This window comes from Marivirga atlantica, from assembly GCF_016734805.1.
Classification (GTDB): Bacteria; Bacteroidota; Bacteroidia; order Cytophagales; family Cyclobacteriaceae; genus Marivirga; species Marivirga atlantica.
In genome coordinates, this window is the sequence record NZ_JAERQG010000002.1 from 70,966 (window position 1) to 87,014 (window position 16,049).

The 16,049-nt window shown below is 37.5% G+C and carries 15 protein-coding genes; 4 read left to right on the forward strand and 11 right to left on the reverse strand.

Annotation, left to right across the window (positions count from 1 at the left end; translation table 11 throughout):
* Positions 1-42: 42 nt before the first annotated feature.
* Entirely contained in the window at positions 43-2,724 is a 2,682-nt protein-coding gene (locus tag JKP34_RS07775; protein ID WP_201919493.1) for a putative LPS assembly protein LptD, read from the forward strand.
* 58 nt (positions 2,725-2,782) lie between these two features.
* On the opposite strand, the gene JKP34_RS07780 is transcribed toward JKP34_RS07775, so the two are convergent.
* Genes JKP34_RS07780 through JKP34_RS07795 form a run of 4 tightly spaced genes read right to left on the reverse strand, consistent with a single transcriptional unit; the run spans position 2,783 to position 6,258 of the window.
* Positions 2,783-3,253 (reverse strand): low molecular weight protein-tyrosine-phosphatase, encoded by a 471-nt coding sequence (locus JKP34_RS07780; RefSeq protein ID WP_201919495.1) that lies wholly within the window; start codon positions 3,251-3,253, stop codon positions 2,783-2,785.
* The gene (locus tag JKP34_RS07785; RefSeq protein ID WP_201919497.1) at positions 3,250-4,116 is read right to left on the reverse strand and encodes a glycosyltransferase; all 867 of its coding nucleotides are present in this window, start codon (positions 4,114-4,116) and stop codon (positions 3,250-3,252) included. Before JKP34_RS07785 ends, JKP34_RS07780 begins: the two co-directional genes overlap by 4 nt.
* Positions 4,109-5,344, reverse strand: coding sequence for an MATE family efflux transporter (locus JKP34_RS07790; RefSeq protein ID WP_201919499.1), 1,236 nt, complete (start codon positions 5,342-5,344; stop codon positions 4,109-4,111). The genes JKP34_RS07785 and JKP34_RS07790 overlap by 8 nt, the downstream gene beginning before the upstream one ends.
* The gene (locus JKP34_RS07795) at positions 5,338-6,258 is read right to left on the reverse strand and encodes a hypothetical protein (RefSeq protein ID WP_201919501.1); all 921 of its coding nucleotides are present in this window, start codon (positions 6,256-6,258) and stop codon (positions 5,338-5,340) included. Before JKP34_RS07795 ends, JKP34_RS07790 begins: the two co-directional genes overlap by 7 nt.
* A 49-nt stretch (positions 6,259-6,307) precedes the next feature.
* On the opposite strand from JKP34_RS07795, the gene JKP34_RS07800 reads away from it, so the two are divergent.
* From JKP34_RS07800 to JKP34_RS07810, 3 genes are all read left to right on the forward strand, one after another.
* Positions 6,308-6,907, forward strand: coding sequence for an IMPACT family protein (locus tag JKP34_RS07800; RefSeq protein ID WP_201919504.1), 600 nt, complete (start codon positions 6,308-6,310; stop codon positions 6,905-6,907).
* Positions 6,908-7,002: 95 nt separating this feature from the next.
* Positions 7,003-7,527: a YceI family protein gene (locus JKP34_RS07805; protein ID WP_201919506.1), complete on the forward strand. Its 525-nt coding sequence runs from the start codon at positions 7,003-7,005 to the stop codon at positions 7,525-7,527.
* Positions 7,528-7,759: 232 nt separating this feature from the next.
* Entirely contained in the window at positions 7,760-9,856 is a 2,097-nt protein-coding gene (locus JKP34_RS07810; RefSeq protein ID WP_201919508.1) for an amino acid carrier protein, read from the forward strand.
* A gap of 100 nt (positions 9,857-9,956) precedes the next feature.
* Here the strand turns inward: JKP34_RS07810 and JKP34_RS07815 are convergent, their stop codons facing one another.
* The 7 genes from JKP34_RS07815 to JKP34_RS07845 all read right to left on the reverse strand — a co-directional run bounded on the left by JKP34_RS07815 (position 9,957) and on the right by JKP34_RS07845 (position 15,994).
* Positions 9,957-10,112 (reverse strand): hypothetical protein, encoded by a 156-nt coding sequence (locus JKP34_RS07815; RefSeq protein WP_201919510.1) that lies wholly within the window; start codon positions 10,110-10,112, stop codon positions 9,957-9,959.
* 301 nt (positions 10,113-10,413) lie between these two features.
* On the reverse strand, positions 10,414-11,049 hold the full coding sequence (locus tag JKP34_RS07820) for a hypothetical protein (protein WP_201919512.1): 636 nt from the start codon (positions 11,047-11,049) through the stop codon (positions 10,414-10,416).
* Between the two features lie 476 nt (positions 11,050-11,525).
* On the reverse strand, positions 11,526-12,320 hold the full coding sequence (locus JKP34_RS07825) for an energy transducer TonB (protein WP_201919514.1): 795 nt from the start codon (positions 12,318-12,320) through the stop codon (positions 11,526-11,528).
* A gap of 410 nt (positions 12,321-12,730) precedes the next feature.
* Entirely contained in the window at positions 12,731-13,141 is a 411-nt protein-coding gene (locus JKP34_RS07830; protein WP_201919516.1) for a hypothetical protein, read from the reverse strand.
* Positions 13,142-13,337: 196 nt separating this feature from the next.
* Positions 13,338-14,102: a heme ABC transporter ATP-binding protein gene (locus JKP34_RS07835; protein WP_201919518.1), complete on the reverse strand. Its 765-nt coding sequence runs from the start codon at positions 14,100-14,102 to the stop codon at positions 13,338-13,340.
* 1 nt (position 14,103) lies between these two features.
* Positions 14,104-15,132 carry a FecCD family ABC transporter permease gene (locus tag JKP34_RS07840; RefSeq protein WP_201919521.1) on the reverse strand — a complete coding sequence of 343 codons (1,029 nt, stop codon included), beginning with the start codon at positions 15,130-15,132 and terminating at the stop codon, positions 14,104-14,106.
* Positions 15,119-15,994: a heme/hemin ABC transporter substrate-binding protein gene (locus JKP34_RS07845; protein ID WP_201919523.1), complete on the reverse strand. Its 876-nt coding sequence runs from the start codon at positions 15,992-15,994 to the stop codon at positions 15,119-15,121. Before JKP34_RS07845 ends, JKP34_RS07840 begins: the two co-directional genes overlap by 14 nt.
* Positions 15,995-16,049 lie beyond the last annotated feature (55 nt).

Below are 16,049 nucleotides of genomic sequence, written 5' to 3' on the forward strand. Positions count from 1 at the left end.
GTTGTAAAAAATTCGACAAATCGGAAAAATCCAAGAGAGAATTTGAGGCGTTTATTATTTAGTTTAATCATATTTTTAGTACCTTTTTTTGCCTACTCACAAGAGGTTTCCAACGATTCTACTAATACTAGTAATAACTCGGAACTTCTTCAGAATGAGCAAGTTTCTGATTCTACTTTATCAGCCAATGACAGTAGTAGTGTTACAGATTCAACCGCAGTGCCAGTTGGCGACATAAAAACTACAGTCAATTATAAGGCCAAAGACTCCATTAATTTTAATTTAAAAACGCAGGATATCATCATGTTTAAAACATCGCATGTTGATTATGGAGATATTGAATTAGATGCTGATAGAATAAAAGTTAACTATGCCACGAAGATTTTAGATGCCGAGGGTGTACAGGATTCAACAGGCAAAACAATAGGTGAACCGGTTTTCACTGATAAAGGACAGGTATATCAAACCGAGGCTATTACCTATAATTTTGATACCAGAAAAGCTGTGATCCGTGGGGTGGTAACACAGCAAGGAGAGGCATTCATGCACTCGGAGTGGATCAAGAAGAATGAAAAAGATGAGTTATATGGTGAGGATGCTCTGTATACAACTTGTAATTTGGAACACCCTCACTTTGGAATTGCCGCTAGTAAAATCAAGTTAATACCAAATGATAAAATACTGGCAGGTCCATTTCATTTGGAGTTAAATGAAATAGCTACGCCATTTTTATTTCCTTTTGGAATGTTCCCCATGCCGAATACTAAATCATCAGGTATACTTTTCCCTACTTATGGTGAGGAAAACAGGAGAGGTTTCTTCTTAAGAGATGGAGGTTACTATTGGGCTATTAATGAATACGTTGATATGGCCTTAAGAGGAGAGATATATTCTAAAGGTAGTTTTGGAGCATCCTTGGCATCTAATTATAGAAAGCGTTACAGCTATTCTGGTAGTTTTAATCTTAGATTTAATCAGCAACGTCTTGGTGAAAGTGAAACTGACTCAACTGTTTCCAGAGATTTCTGGGTTACATGGTCACATAGACCAGAGTCAAAAGGTACGGGTAGGTTCTCAGCTAGTGTTCAGGGTGGTACCAGCTCTTATAACAATAACAACCCTACTACTAATTTTAGTCAACAGGTCAGACAAACCTTTAACAGTAACATTTCATACTCTAACGTAATTCCTAAAACGCCATTTAACTATGCCATAAGTGCCAGGCATAACCAAAATGTAAGGACAAATGAAATAGATATTCTTCTTCCTGAATTTGCCTTGAATATGAACAGGCAATATCCTTTTAAGAATATAAATGCCAAGAATTTAACATTTATAGAAAAACTAAATTACTCCTATAATTTCACAGCTACTAATCAGGTGACAAATAACATAGGAAGGTTGGGTGATAGCGAAAGAGAATCAGACAGTATTACCAATTTTAATTTTGACAATATGCCTTACTTGCTAGAAAGAGCTCAGAATGGTGGTAAGCACAGAATACCTGTTTCAACTTCATTTAATTTGTTAAAATTTATCACTGCGGCACCCGTGTTTAATTATGAAGAGTTTTGGTATTTGAAAGAATTGAATCATAGATATGACCCGGAATTAAATGAAGTGGTGATCGATACACTTCGTCAATTTTCCAGGGCAAATGCTTACAATGCAGGGATAGGTTTTAATACGCGTTTGTATGGTATGGTATATCCTAAGGCAGGACCTGTAACAGCTATAAGGCACGTTATGACACCCTCTGTTAACTTTAGCTGGCGTCCAGATTTTAGTGAAGAGAAGTATGGAATTTATAAAGAAGTGCAAACAGATTCTTTAGGAAATACCCGCCTTTACTCAAAATATGATGGTTTTGTCTATGGTAGCCCTGGAAGTGGTAAATCGGCTAATATCGGATTCTCATTAAGTAATACTATTGAGATGAAAGTGAAGAAAAAGACAGATACCGCTGATGTAGTTGAAAAGGTTAAAATATTTGATAACCTATCATTAAGTTCTGGTTATAATCTTTTGGCTGATTCATTCAAGTTGGCTGATATTACACTAAATGCAAGAACAAATCTTTTCAATGGTAAATTAGATGTCAATTTTACTTCAACGCTAAATCCTTATCTTATTAAATTAGATAGTATTGTTACTCGAGATAATGGTACTAAAAGATATTACCAACGTGAAGTTGATCAATATGCGTGGGAGGCAGGAGAAGGCTTAGGACGACTCACCAGGTTTAATATTTCACTATCCACTAATTTAAACCCGAAAGGGAAGAAGAGTGATGATGAAAAGAAGAATGAGCTGGAAGATAGGGCTAGAAGTGCAGGAGCGAGTGAAGATCAGGTGCAACAATTGCTCAATAACCCTGATATGTATGTAGATTTTGAAGTGCCATGGAATTTAAGGGTGCGATATAATATAAATTGGTCCAGAGTTGGATTTGAAGAGCCTGAAATAAAACAGACTACCCAGTTTAGTGGTGATGTGAACTTTACTGAAAACTGGAAAATAGGTTTTACTTCTGGTTACGACATAGAGAAGAAGGAATTCACACAAACTTCATTTACTATTTTTAGAAATCTTCATTGTTGGCAAATTAATGCTAACTGGGTGCCATTTGGTAGGTTCCAGTCTTTCAGTGTAGATATTGGAGTTAAAGCTTCTATTTTACAAGATCTTAAACTCAACAGAAGAAGAAGCTGGTTTGATAATTGATTTTGGGGTATTAGGATTTAGTCCTTGGGAATACGGTATTGCAGTTGCTTATTAAGTTTTATCTCTCAAGCTCTTCCAATAGGTTTTCTGTAGTTCTATCTAGTATGTCATAAACGTTTTGAAAACCTTTTTCACCACCATAATAAGGATCAGGAACATCTGTGTTTTTTAAGGATTGATCACTTTCATAATGGCGCATGAGAATGACCTTTGCAGCATCATTTTTATTTCTGCATTGGCTAAGTACCTTTTCCAGATTTGATTGATCCATAGTCACTATGAGATCGAAGTGTCGGAAATCATCAATAGAAAATTGACGTCCTCTATGGTTAAGCTTTAATCCGTTCTGTTCAGCATTTTCACGCGTGCGTTCATCAGGAAGTTCACCTATATGATAATCAGAAGTACCAGCAGAATCTACTTTATATTTAGATTGAAGGCCCTTTTCAATTAGTTTCTGCGTAAACAAGCCTTCGGCAAGCGGTGAGCGACAAATATTTCCTAAACACACAAATAATACCCTCTTCATTTCTTTAATAATGTTTTCAATCCTAAGCCACAGAAGCTAACGAACAATGACCACCTAAAATGGATCAGTGCTTGTTTGCATTCATAAGCAATGCGACTCAGTAAAGCTTGTTTTTGGGGTTTGGTAATTATGAGGTTGAAAATTTTCCTGCACACTTTTAAAGTGGAGGCCAATTGTTTGTCCCCTAAGTTATATTGTTTTTGAGACATTGACGAATTTAAAACGCGTTTATGTACTAAAATTTTATCAGAGTAAGAGAATTTGTGTTTATGGGCAAGTCTTACTTTTATGTCAAAGTCTTCATATGCAAGTGATTCATCGTAGCCGCCAATGGCTTTGAGGAATGATGACCTATACATCATGGTTGGCGAACAGATATAGTAATTTTTTATGACGTACTCAAAAACATCACCGTCAGGCACAAAAATATCGGATCGCTTTAAAGGCCCTACCGGATAGTGTGTCTTGATGAAATTACCCGAAGCGTCAATGTAATTTGCATTCGAGAAGTTAATGGCCACATCAATATGCTCATCCATGTTCTTAACACCAGCTTCTAAGCGTTCTGGTAATAGAATATCATCAGCGGCAAGATCAATTATATAATCAGCTTTTGTTAAAACTAATGCTTTATTAAAAGCCCTGCAGTTACCAATGTTTTCTCCCAGAAAAATAGTTCTTAGTGGTAATTCAGGATGTTTAATTTTGTATTGCTCTATTTCCCAAAGACTGTTGTCTGTAGAGGCATCATCAACTACGATGAGTTCCCAATCTTTGAAGGTTTGATCAACCACGGATTGCATAGCCTCAACAACATGTGAGGCGTGATTGTAACAAAGACATATGACAGCGACTTTAGCCAAGTTTTAGTAGTTTTTTGCTGAATGAAGCGGTGCAGATGAGATAGATAAAGGAGCGAGCAATATAAGCGTAAATTATTTTTTCAATATCTTGATTCTTGAGCAGAAAGATAATCAAAATATAGCTGAGAACGCTTAATCCCTCTGCTAAGATATAGTTTTTGGTTTCCACTTTAGCCATTAACAATAGCGCAAAAGGAAAGCTGAATAGAGCAAATAAATCTCCTAATAGGTGTAGCCTAAATAGGGGTACAGCATCAGAAAATCCTTTGCTATATAAGAGTTGCAATACTAAAGGGCTTAGCCAGTATAGTATCAATAAGGCCAGCGGAATTATTAGCAACATATTGGTTAGCTGCTTTTTCATAAATGATTGAAGCTTGACTTTATTTTTGATAGCAGCAAATGCTGGGTATACGGTCATCATTAAGAAACTAATGAGTAAGCTTTTAAGGGCCTCGGAAATTCTTGCTGCGGACTGCCAATAGCCAGTTTCAGAAGTGCCAAAATTTGACAATGCGTAGTCCCGAACAAAATAATCGGTAAGCTTACTGCTTATCCATATTGTTAAACCAATGAGCAAAAACTGTTTAAAATGATGTAATAGTTTTGCATCTAAATTGAAAGTAAGCTTTCTGATTTCCGTATAGTCAATTACAATGACTATAAAGTAAACGATAGTAAACCCACCTTGAATAAGAGCATAGTAAAATAGAAGCTCAATTATACTTAGCCCTGGAACCGAAAGGAGTAAAATAATTAGAAACCATTGCGCCAGAAAAAGTAGAGAAAGTGTTTTTAGATTCCGCTTTGCGATGAGGTAGTTTGCAAGTAGCAACTGAATTGAAAATAAAAGAAGGCTCAGAAATAGCAAAAGCCACTGTGTGCTATTAAATGGAAAATAACTAAGAGCGGTGTGTTGGAAAATAACAATAAGCACACTAAGGCTCACTGTGATGTAGATACCTAAAATAAGAGCGTTTCCAATTAACCTAGGCTTGTTATCAAACTTATTTTTAGAATAAGCACTGATCAATCCCTGTCCTATAATATCCTGTAAGGGTTGAGTAAAAATTGACAGTAAATTTTGAAAATGACTAAAGAGTGCAGTCCCTGATGGACCAAATTTTATGGCAACAATTTTTTGCATGGCCAACCCAGCCATCATTCTCAGGCTGAGCAATACGCCAGCCCAAATTGAATTGGTTTTTATATTAAACCACTTCAGCATTTAAGTGTGTACTTTTTAGTTATTATACCGCCAATAGCTGATTTGTAGACGGCCAATCCCTTATTAATCTTGCCATTGGCTAGCATGGAAGTGCCCATTTCAATGATTGAAATATCTTCCTTTTGTGCTTTTTGATAGAGCGCATGCCAGAGCAATAAATTGATATCTTCTTTTATCTGAGCATCTTTTAATAAAATGTAGGTATAGTAAGTTTCCGGTTTTTCTTTAATAAAAATTGCCAAGCCAATAGTTTTAAAATACCTATTCACTTTTAACATATGGTACTGATCAGGAAAGCTTTGATACTGTTTTAGCATATGTTCATATGAAATAATGTTTCTATGATTTTGCTCTTTACGCCACTGTGCTAATATTTTATAATATTTGGCAAACTCGTGCCTCGCCACATGCTCAACCAGGTAGTCTTCTTCTAATAATTGCCTTAACTTCCTCCTTTTTCTGCTTGCACCTTTACCAAGCATTTGCTCCATAAAGGTTTGTTCTTTACTTACAGATAAATAATGACTTATAGCTACATCAGTTATTTGAAAGCTATTCTCAAGTAGTATTGGTTGAATATTAAAAGATGATGGAAAGGTAAATACTAGTTGCGCAGTTGTATAGTGTTTTTCTAAATACTCTTTAATTATTAAAAGACATTCGTATAAACTCGATTTATCAAAAAGATAAGGCTCAAAATAAGGAGCTTTAACAGGAGTTTGTAGTGTATTTTCATTGATTTGAAAACAAAAAAAGGCTTTTAGCTGACCATCTTGTTTCAGGGATAATGGTAATATTTGCTCTTCCTCAAGATGATTCTTCCAATACTGTTGTCTGGAAAATAGTGAGAATTGAAATTGATCTTCAATTTCAGTTTCAGGCCATTCTTCAAAAATTTGATACTTTTGCCTCATCAGGGTTCAAACTCGACTACATTTAAAAAAACCAAATTAAGAAAAATTGATGAAGGACTACTTCTTTACCATTACTGATAGACATGAAAGTTTATATAAAGAGAAGGGAAGTAAGTTTATCGGAATTTGTTTGCCAGCACAATCAGAAGAGGAGGTAAAAGAGTTGCTTGAAGAAATTAAAAAGCAATATTATGATGCCAGACACCATTGTTACGCTTACATTTTAGGAGCTGATAGTAGTCAATATAGGGCTAATGATGACGGTGAGCCAGGACATTCAGCAGGAGATCCCATTCTTGGTCAGATTAGATCTAAAGAGTTGACCAATACGCTTGTAGTGGTGGTACGTTACTTTGGTGGTACAAAATTAGGAGTGTCAGGGTTGATTAATGCCTATAAAACAGCGGCAGCTGATGCTCTTGATCAAGCCAAAATAAAAAAAGAGATTGTTCAAAACACTTATTTGCTCACTTACAGCTATGACATTACCAATGAAGTAATGAAGCTTATTAGTGATTTCGATTTAACTATTCTTGAACAGGATTTTACAGCGATTTGTAAGGCTAAAATAGGAGTAAGGTTAAATAATGAGTCAGCTTTTATTGCAGAAGCTGAGAAAATTCAAAAGCTCAAAGTCGAAAAGTTATAGTTTTCATTTTAATTAAAATAATCTGAAACATAATTAATGTATAAACAGTATATGTATCAACATATAAATTCAACAAACTCTAAATACATAAAATTATGGCACAAGTATGGAATATCGATCCAACCCACAGTGAGGTTCAGTTTAAGGTAAAACACCTAGTTATTTCAACTGTAACAGGTACTTTTAAAACATTCCAAGGTTCATTAGAAACAGATAATGATGATTTTGAAGGCGCTACAGCAAAATTCTCGTTGGATACCAATTCAGTAGATACCAATGTGGCGGATAGAGATGCGCACTTGAAAAGTGGTGATTTCTTCGATTCAGAAAAATTTCCAAAACTGATATTCGAAGGCAAGCTGGAGAAAAAAGGAGATGACGATTACAAATTAGTTGGTGACTTAACTATTAAGGACACTACTAAAGCCGTAGAATTATCAGCTGGTTTAGGTGGTACAATGGTAGATGGTTACGGACAAACCAAAGCTGGTTTTGAAGTAAATGGAAAAATCAATAGGAAAGAATTCGGTTTAACATGGAGCCAGGTGACAGAAGCAGGTGGAGTAGTAGTAGGTGATGATGTAAAGTTACATTTGAATGTGCAACTAGTTAAGACATAAGTAGAATACAAGCAACATTTTTTGAAAGCCTCGGTGTTTTAGCATCGGGGCTTTTTTTTGATCAATCATGAATCAGATGTTTCTAAAAACTAATCCTATTTGTATTTAAATATGGATTATTCTAAACAATCAGGTTTCCATTTAATTAATTATTAATAATATCAGATTTCCGTCAGCCCATAAGAGGGTAGTAATTAATTTAAAATTAGCTTAAAACCCTTATTTCATTTCTATGAGCAAAATTTTAAGATCAGCACTAATCATAACTTTAGTAGTTTTTACTATTTTCAACTTATCGGCTACAAGCCTTCAGCAAAGTGATACGCTCATTGTTGAAATAGAAACCATTAATCCTACTCCAACAATAAATGATGGACAAATCAAACTTACAGTAGGAGGAGGAACACCTCCCTACCAATTTAAATGGTCTAGCCAGAACACACCATTAACAGCATCTGAGGCCTCAGGATTGATTGAGGGTTATAATTATTCGGTTACAGTTAATGATTCAAAGAATCTTAAAGTAACTAAGAATATTACGATTGAAGCAGAATCAATTACCGAAAATTTCAACTCAGTATTTGAGCCTATTGTACAGGTAATGAGTGGTGTACTTTTCTGGGATCCATTTGCAGCTATAGGCCTATATGATCCGGTGGTTTATACAGATGAGGAGATGATCAAAACGCCAGAATGGACAGCTACTACCGAGAAAACCTTTATTCTTAAGAAAAAGCTGGTAAAAGATGGCACGCAGGTGAACGAAGGAGATGAAATAGCCATAGTGTCTATTAATAACAATGATGCGGACGTTGTTAAGTCTACAGCAAATGGAGAAATTAATTTTAATGTTAAAGAGGGTGAAGTAATTTTTAGTCCTAATAATACCAAGCACTTAATTGAACAGGGTGCACAATTCTTTGCCAGCATAAAATTTGATGAGAAAAAGCCTCTATTACACCCTAATGGAGATGTGCGTAAAAATAGTATTCCCTTCATTGTAGTATGGCTGATTTTAGGGGCGGTTTTCTTTACTGTTAGAATGGGCTTTATTAATGTTCGTGGATTTAAGCATGCCATCGATCTGGCCAGAGGTAAGCATAGTGATCCTAATGCACCCGGTAAAGTAACTCACTTTCAGGCATTGGCAACTGCCGTTTCTGCAACAGTGGGCTTAGGTAATATTGCGGGTGTAGCGGTTGCGGTTTCCATTGGTGGGGCAGGAGCAACTTTCTGGATGATATTAGCTGGTTTATTTGGTATGTCCTCGAAGTTTGTAGAGTGTACACTTGGTGTGAAATACCGTGAGATAAAGGAAGATGGTAAGATTTTCGGAGGTCCGATGAACTACCTGCGATTTGGATTAGAAAAGCGAAATATAAAAGGATTAGGAAAAGTGCTGGCAGGTATATTTGCTGTGTTATGTGTAGGAGCCTCTTTTGGAGCAGGAAACATGTTTCAATCCAATCAGTCATTTGAAATTATGGCTTCACAGTTTGCAGTACTTGAGGGCTGGGGTTTTTACTTCGGAATAGGTTTAGCCATTTTAGTAGGTATAGTGATTATCGGAGGTATTGAAAGCATTGCCAAAGTAACAGGAAAGGTGGTGCCTGTTATGGCAATTATTTATGTAGTAGCTGCCCTTATCATTATAGGAATTAATATTGAAAATATAGGGCCTGCTTTTTCTGCCATTTATAATGGTGCATTACACTCCAGCGCACTTAAAGGGGGCTTTATAGGTGTATTGATTATTGGTTTCCAACGTGCTGCTTTCTCTAATGAGGCTGGCGTTGGCTCAGCAGCTATTGCCCATAGTGCTACTAAAACGCACAATCCACCTTCTGAAGGTTTTGTAGGTTTAATGGAGCCTTTTATTGATACAGTTGTGGTTTGTACATTAACAGCCTTGGTATTAATCTTTACAGGTATGCACGAAGTGCCTGGTGTAACGGGAGTGAAGCTTACCGCCAATGCTTTTGGGTCAGTCATTTCATGGTTCCCTTATGTTTTGGCAATAGCTGTATTTCTCTTTGCATTCTCTACCATGATCTCTTGGTCGTATTATGGTATGCGCGGTTGGACTTATCTTTTCGGGAAGACCAACAAATCAGAATTGGCTTACAAAATAGTTTTTCTAATCTTTATTGTGATTGGTGCATCAGTAAGTTTGGGTGCCGTACTCGACTTTTCTGATATGATGATTCTGGCGATGTCAGTACCTAACATGATTGGCCTTTACATACTATCTAAAGAAGTACGCCTGGACCTTGCAGATTATATGAAGAGGCTTAAAAATGGAGAATTAGGGAAGCCAAAAGAAGAATAAGAGTTGAGCACTTCTTCAAAGGCAGTAATAGCCTTTCTGGCAAATTCTTTATGACTTGCATAGCCTTTAATGGCAATTGTTAAATATGTGGGTAGAACGCTTAATCGCTTTTTGATTTGAAAATTAAATATAGAATAGGGATGATAATAATAGCAGCAGAAATAATCAGAGAGGTGATAAATACAAATTTGAAAACATAAAATAGTAGCACAAAGAAAATAATCGCTGCAATTACGCCTATAATGACTTCTTTCATAGGATAGATATTTTTATTGAATGATGAAGATAGAGAATATTTTTGGATTGGAGCTAAGCTATTAACCTTAACCCTATAAAATTCAAGATAATGACTTTTTCATTTATATTTTCTAACATCTTTATCAAGTATTTTATAACGCCTAGCTATGATGAGTGGGGATTAGAAAGCACTAACCTTTCGTCTCGCACATAGCCACGCTTTGATTTAAATTTAAAACTTGCGGCTAACTTTCCAAACCCCACTAAAATTTCCTGACCGCTAAAACCCCATTCATTCATAGCATATGTTGTAGCCCGTTTTAACTTTTCAGGTAATTTAATCTTGATTTGATTATGCTGAATGTTTGCTTTGCACCCTTCATATTTTCTTCTGACCCATAATGATCTAAATACTTTTTGTATTTCTCTTCAGCTAATTCCAATGCCTCTTTCGGTTTATTACAAAAGATAAGTGCATCAATCTTAAGAAAGCTATTAATGTTCTCGTTATTAACTATATACTCCCAGGCGTCATGTAAGCCAAAGTATTTTTTAGCGTGATTTTTATAATTCTCCCAGATGTCATTCATGATGATAGAATGTTCTAGTTTCATGAAATCATATCCAAAAGTTGGTTGCAAGTCTCTATTCATGCCTTCAAATGCTGATAAATCAGTTTTGGGCAAATATCCACCACCAATGATTGGAATCTCTGGAAAATTGTCTTTCCACCATTTTTTGTACTTAGCAGAATAAGTGTTAAACCATACTTCAAAGTTTACAAGATAGTTTGCGGTATTCGTTTTTGATCCTCTAAACCCTATTTCATGAGTAAATCCACTGTCTGACTTTTTCTTGAATTTGAGTTGAGATTCACTGAAACTGAATCCTTCGGCTTCCAAGTTTGACCTTAAATGTTGGTCTATTGCGTTAGTTAGTACTTCCTTTGGAGTCATTTTTTATGGACTACAACATCCGGATATAGTAACTTTGGTTACTATATCTGCATTATATATTTTCATAACCGATTCTAAGCGTTTGTAAACGAATGTTGTCGTTTAGCGGAGGGGCTTTATATCGGTTTGGGTTAAACATGCAATGAAACTACACATTTTGGCTATATAAAGCAAGAGGACTTTTCATCCTTTAGGTCTCCTTACAGCTTGTCCATCATAAACCTATCTTTCACCTGCACCTTAAACACTTCATAGATATTCTCCTCCGTCAGCACTTCGGCTGTGGTTCCCTGTTTAAAGAGTTGAGAGGCTTTCATCAGAAAAGTGTGGTCAGCAAAATGAACGGCTATTTTGAGTGGAAATTAGAACCTGCAGACAGGTGGGCACGACTTGATTTAGATTTAAAGGTTTTAGTTGACTTTCCAATCAGAACTAAAATAACCTGACCGATGAATCCCATTCATTCATAGGTTTTGTTATGGATATTTTAGTCCAACCGAAATAACTATTTGAACATTCACATTACGATTTCTTTTCTTCCCTGGTATCCAAAGCGGCATTTCCTTTACAATTTCTAAAGCTGATTTTCCTATTAAATCATTTGAAGCTTTTAATAATTCTATGCTCGTAAGCTGTCCATGTTGGTCAACTATGGCCCTAACATAAGCTTTTCCTTCTATGCTGTCATAATTCAATAGTTGGTTTTGTATGTAGCATGATAGGGAGTCTTTACCTCCCGGATATGTAGGCATTTGTTCAACTATCAGATATACAGGTTCAGTTTTATTATTTAGAGCCTCTTCATTGGATTGTTCATAAAGTCGCTCCCAACTTATCTTACTGTACTTTTTGCCAAGTGTCCAAAGGGTACTATCTAGGATAATCAGGTGGCGATTTGGATTGCTAGCATCGTAATTTGGAGTCCTGTAGCTAATATTACCTTTCTTAACTTCAATATTGCTATACCAGTCTCCATCAATATCAGCATAATTTGTTGAGGAATTATAAAATTGTATGCTGTCTAACTTCATTAAATCAATGATTTCATTAAGTCGTTTCCAATCTCTTAATCTAAGTTTAGTCTTAGAACTATCGGAAATTGTCACAGCAGTTTTTTTCTCAAGAAAATGATCTTGATTAAAGGTGTATTGATACTCGCCTAACTCCCCAAAAGAAGTTATGTTAACTTCCAAAAGTTTATTTTCTTCTTGAGCGTGAAGTGTACCACAGAAGAAGCTGAAAAGCAATATGCAGTAATTAGTTGCTGACATTTAATTTCCCATAACGATTAGCATAAAACCCGTTTGCAAGTTGTATGCTTTGAACTACTAAACTAAGCAATTTATGCGGTTTCCAACAAGGCAGGCTGACAGTAAGAGGTGATGTCCACCTAGGGTAGGTAACAAACAGTCCGTCCGATGGAGCTGGCAAGCAACTAATAAACTTTTGTCTTCGTGTCCGTTCTTAGGCCCAGCTAATGTCCCGTCCCCATACAGCTAGCAAAAGATTTAAATGTAAGCCTAGCCTTAGATGCTTTTTAGTCCTACAATGCCTCGTCCTGCTATGATGAAGCCAGAAAAAAGCGGAAGCATAAATTGCGGGACACCTGCAGAAAACTTAGCTATGAAAAGAGAAAGCAAATGGGGTTTATGCGATGTTGGCATTTCGTTTTTTTAGATCATTAACGACTAAACGTTTTGAACTTAGAGATAACAAAATAGTCAATCAATTCTTCATAAGTATCGAAAAATTCAATGTGTACTATGCCACCGCGTTCTTGAACTTTTAATTTATATCCTGAAGCACCATTTTTTTCAACCCATTGACTATCTTCTTTTGGGAATACTTTGTGATTCTCATTTAGTCTTTCAATGTATCCACTAACTTTAAAATATTCTCTAAATGTTTCCTTAGATATTGAGATGTATTTTTTTGCTACTTCAGGAGGTATGAATTCAGCATTAAAACCTGGTGTTAGTTTGTTGATGATTTCTGGATTATGCCATATAAGCATATCCGCTTGATCCTGTTCGCTGATTTTAGGAAAGCCAATCTTTTCATGTTCTAAATAGATCTCCTTTGTCTGCTGCATAGTTGAAGTGAATGAAGGCTAACCCCCGAATATAGCAACCAAAGTCACTATATCAGTATTATATCTTTTAATAACCGTTTGTAAACGAATGTTGTCGTTTAGCGGAGGGGCTTTGTATCGGTTTGGGTTAAACATGCAATGAAACTACACATTTTGGTTACATAAAGCAAGAGGGCTTTTTATCCTGCTTGTCTCCTTACAGCTTGTCCATCATAAACCTATCTTTTACCCGTACCTTAAACACTTCATATATGTTTTCCTCCGTCAGTACTTTGGCTGTGATTCCCTGTTTAAAGAGCTGAGAGGCTTTCATCAGAAAGGTATGCTCGGCAAAATGAGCGGCTATGTTGAGGTCGTGTATCACCCCAATTACCGTGAGGTCAGGGTTGCTTTTCATAAAGTCTTTGATCTGCTGCATCAGCTCATATTGGTAGTAGATATCTAAGAAAGTGAGTGGCTCATCAAGCAATAATAAACGAGGCTTAAGGGCTGAAGCTTGCCAGATCTGGGCAAAAACACGGGCAAACTGTACTCGCTGCTTTTCTCCTCCACTCAAGGTGAGGTAATTTCTGTGGGCCATCTGCTGTAGATCGAAGCGATCCATGGCCTGATCACAAATTGCTTTATCCACTTCCTGAGGCTTACTCTCAAAATGAGGGTAACGCCCCATCATCACCACCTCATGCACTTTTAGCGGAAAACTTAGTTCCAGGTTCTGCGAGAGCACTGCTCTGAACTTTGCCTGCTGTGCCAAAGGAATCTGTACAAGCGGCTCATCCTCCACAAACACCTGGCCTGAAGAAGGTTTCAGCTCCCCGCTCATTAGCTTGATCAGGGTAGATTTTCCTGCACCATTTGGGCCCAGAATCAGATTTATCTTGCCCTCCTGAAAATTGGCAGAAACATCCTCTACCAGGGTTTTATCTTTAATTTGATAGGATATATTTTTTAAGGTAAGCATATCAGAAGAAATAATTTGTGCGTCTAAGCAATACAATAAAAATGGGAACACCCACCATGGAGGTAACTATCCCAATAGGCAACTCTGCCGGAGAGAGTAGCAGTCGGGCTACCAAATCGGAAGCCGTTAAAACTACAGCGCCCATTAAGGCTCCGGACCAAATTAAATAGCGGTTATCGGAGCCATGCAACATCCTCAACAGGTGAGGGACTATAAGGCCTACAAAGCCAATAACACCTACAAAGGCTGTGGCCACGGCCACCATAATCACATTTAATAACAACACTTTCATTTTAAGTGTATTCACATTCATACCCAGCAACTGGGCTTCCTGTTCCCCCAGCATCAGGGCGTTAAGGTTTTTGGCATAGCGCAAACTAAGGAGCAGACAGCTTACTGTAACGACCACCACAAAAAGTACTCCCTGCCAATACGCGCCTGATAAGGTCCCAAGGTTCCAGAAGGTGATGGAGCGTGCCTGAGGATCGCGTGCAATGTAGGATAAAAAGCCTACCCCACTTAAAAATAGTGCATTGATGGCAATACCGGTCAGCAATAAAGAAACCACAGAACTTTTACTGCTGTTGCGCGATCGGGAAAGGTAGAATACCAGGGCTGTAGAGCAAATCCCTCCTAAACAGGCTGCCACAGGTAAAGTCCACTCTCCAAGGTTCCACTGAAAAGTAGCCCCTAATACAAAGTAGAGTGCCGCACCGAAAGCTGCTCCGCTGGAGGTACCTACCAGCCCAGGCTCCACTATAGGGTTTCTGAATAAGGCCTGCATCAACACCCCTCCCACCGCTAATGCAGCTCCTACAAATATGCCCATAATTACCCTAGGTAAGCGAATTTGCATAAATATCCGCTCATTTAGGTCCATCAATTCCTGTCCCTTACTTATACGAACAAGCGCCTCCCAGATTTCCTGATTGCTGATTTCCACAGCTCCATATTTTGCTGAAATAAGTGCCAGCAAAATAAGTAAGAGTAGCAAGCTCAGGAATATTACTCCTATTCTACTCCTTTTCATTGTTATGTATTAATTGCTGGATGAGCAAAACATTCTCAGCTGTTCTTGGGCCCAGGTACACTAAGTCATGCTCTTCAATTCTGAAAACCCGCTTATTTTTAAAGGCATTGGTAGCACTGATGCCGGGCAGCTTCTCAATTTCATTTCCTTTATCCAAACGATCGTAACCAAAGTCTGTAAGCAGGATTACATCCGGGTTGGCTGCCGCCACCACTTCTGGAGATAATTGCTTCATCCCTCTTTCGGCATTTACGGCCATCTCTCCTCCTGCCCACTCCAGCATTCTGGCAGCCGTACTCTTTTGGGTCATCACCAGGTATACATTTGATGCCCTTCCGAAATGGATGATGAGCACCTTAGGTTTTTCAGTGTATTGCCGGGCTTGGGCTAAAGCTTGCTCCATATCAGCATGCAGCTTATTCACTAAAGAGTCAGCCGCTGCTTCCTTGCCGAAGTATTTTCCCATCTCCTGAATTAAGGAATCCGTGCCAGCGATGGTAGGCTCATACTGACCGAAGGTTTTCATAGGAATTTCCAGCTTTTCCAACTGATTTACTACATGCTCCGGGCCGATGTTGTTATCGTGGAGAATAAGCGTAGGCTTCATGGCCAAAATGGTTTCAGTGCTCAAAGCCCTGTGGTAACCAATGGTAGGGAGCTCCTTAATTTCAGGAGGATAGGTGCTGGAGAGGTCAACAGCTACTACATCTTCCTCAGCCCCCAGGGCATAAATAATTTCAGCATACTGCTTGGAGATGCATACAATTCTTTCCTGATGATCTTCCTTTTTGTCTTCATTGCTAAACCTCCCACAGCTCATAAAAAGCATGGATAGCCATAAGCAGGCGATTATATTTTTCATAGTTCAGAGAATTAATTAAGCCTGCTTTCTATAGTGCAGAAAGCAGGCTTAGATG

Excerpts from the sequence above, each read along its gene's own strand:
- JKP34_RS07780 (WP_201919495.1), bottom strand. The coding sequence starts at position 3,253 with ATGAAGAGGGTATTATTTGTGTGTTTAGGAAATATTTGTCGCTCACCG.
- JKP34_RS07790 (WP_201919499.1), bottom strand. The coding sequence starts at position 5,344 with ATGCTGAAGTGGTTTAATATAAAAACCAATTCAATTTGGGCTGGCGTA.
- JKP34_RS07795 (WP_201919501.1), bottom strand. The coding sequence starts at position 6,258 with ATGAGGCAAAAGTATCAAATTTTTGAAGAATGGCCTGAAACTGAAATT.
- JKP34_RS07800 (WP_201919504.1), top strand. The coding sequence starts at position 6,308 with ATGAAGGACTACTTCTTTACCATTACTGATAGACATGAAAGTTTATAT.
- JKP34_RS07805 (WP_201919506.1), top strand. The coding sequence starts at position 7,003 with ATGGCACAAGTATGGAATATCGATCCAACCCACAGTGAGGTTCAGTTT.
- JKP34_RS07810 (WP_201919508.1), top strand. The coding sequence starts at position 7,760 with ATGAGCAAAATTTTAAGATCAGCACTAATCATAACTTTAGTAGTTTTT.
- JKP34_RS07815 (WP_201919510.1), bottom strand. The coding sequence starts at position 10,112 with ATGAAAGAAGTCATTATAGGCGTAATTGCAGCGATTATTTTCTTTGTG.
- JKP34_RS07820 (WP_201919512.1), bottom strand. The coding sequence starts at position 11,049 with ATGACTCCAAAGGAAGTACTAACTAACGCAATAGACCAACATTTAAGG.
- JKP34_RS07825 (WP_201919514.1), bottom strand. The coding sequence starts at position 12,320 with ATGTCAGCAACTAATTACTGCATATTGCTTTTCAGCTTCTTCTGTGGT.
- JKP34_RS07830 (WP_201919516.1), bottom strand. The coding sequence starts at position 13,141 with ATGCAGCAGACAAAGGAGATCTATTTAGAACATGAAAAGATTGGCTTT.
- JKP34_RS07835 (WP_201919518.1), bottom strand. The coding sequence starts at position 14,102 with ATGCTTACCTTAAAAAATATATCCTATCAAATTAAAGATAAAACCCTG.
- JKP34_RS07840 (WP_201919521.1), bottom strand. The coding sequence starts at position 15,132 with ATGAAAAGGAGTAGAATAGGAGTAATATTCCTGAGCTTGCTACTCTTA.
- JKP34_RS07845 (WP_201919523.1), bottom strand. The coding sequence starts at position 15,994 with ATGAAAAATATAATCGCCTGCTTATGGCTATCCATGCTTTTTATGAGC.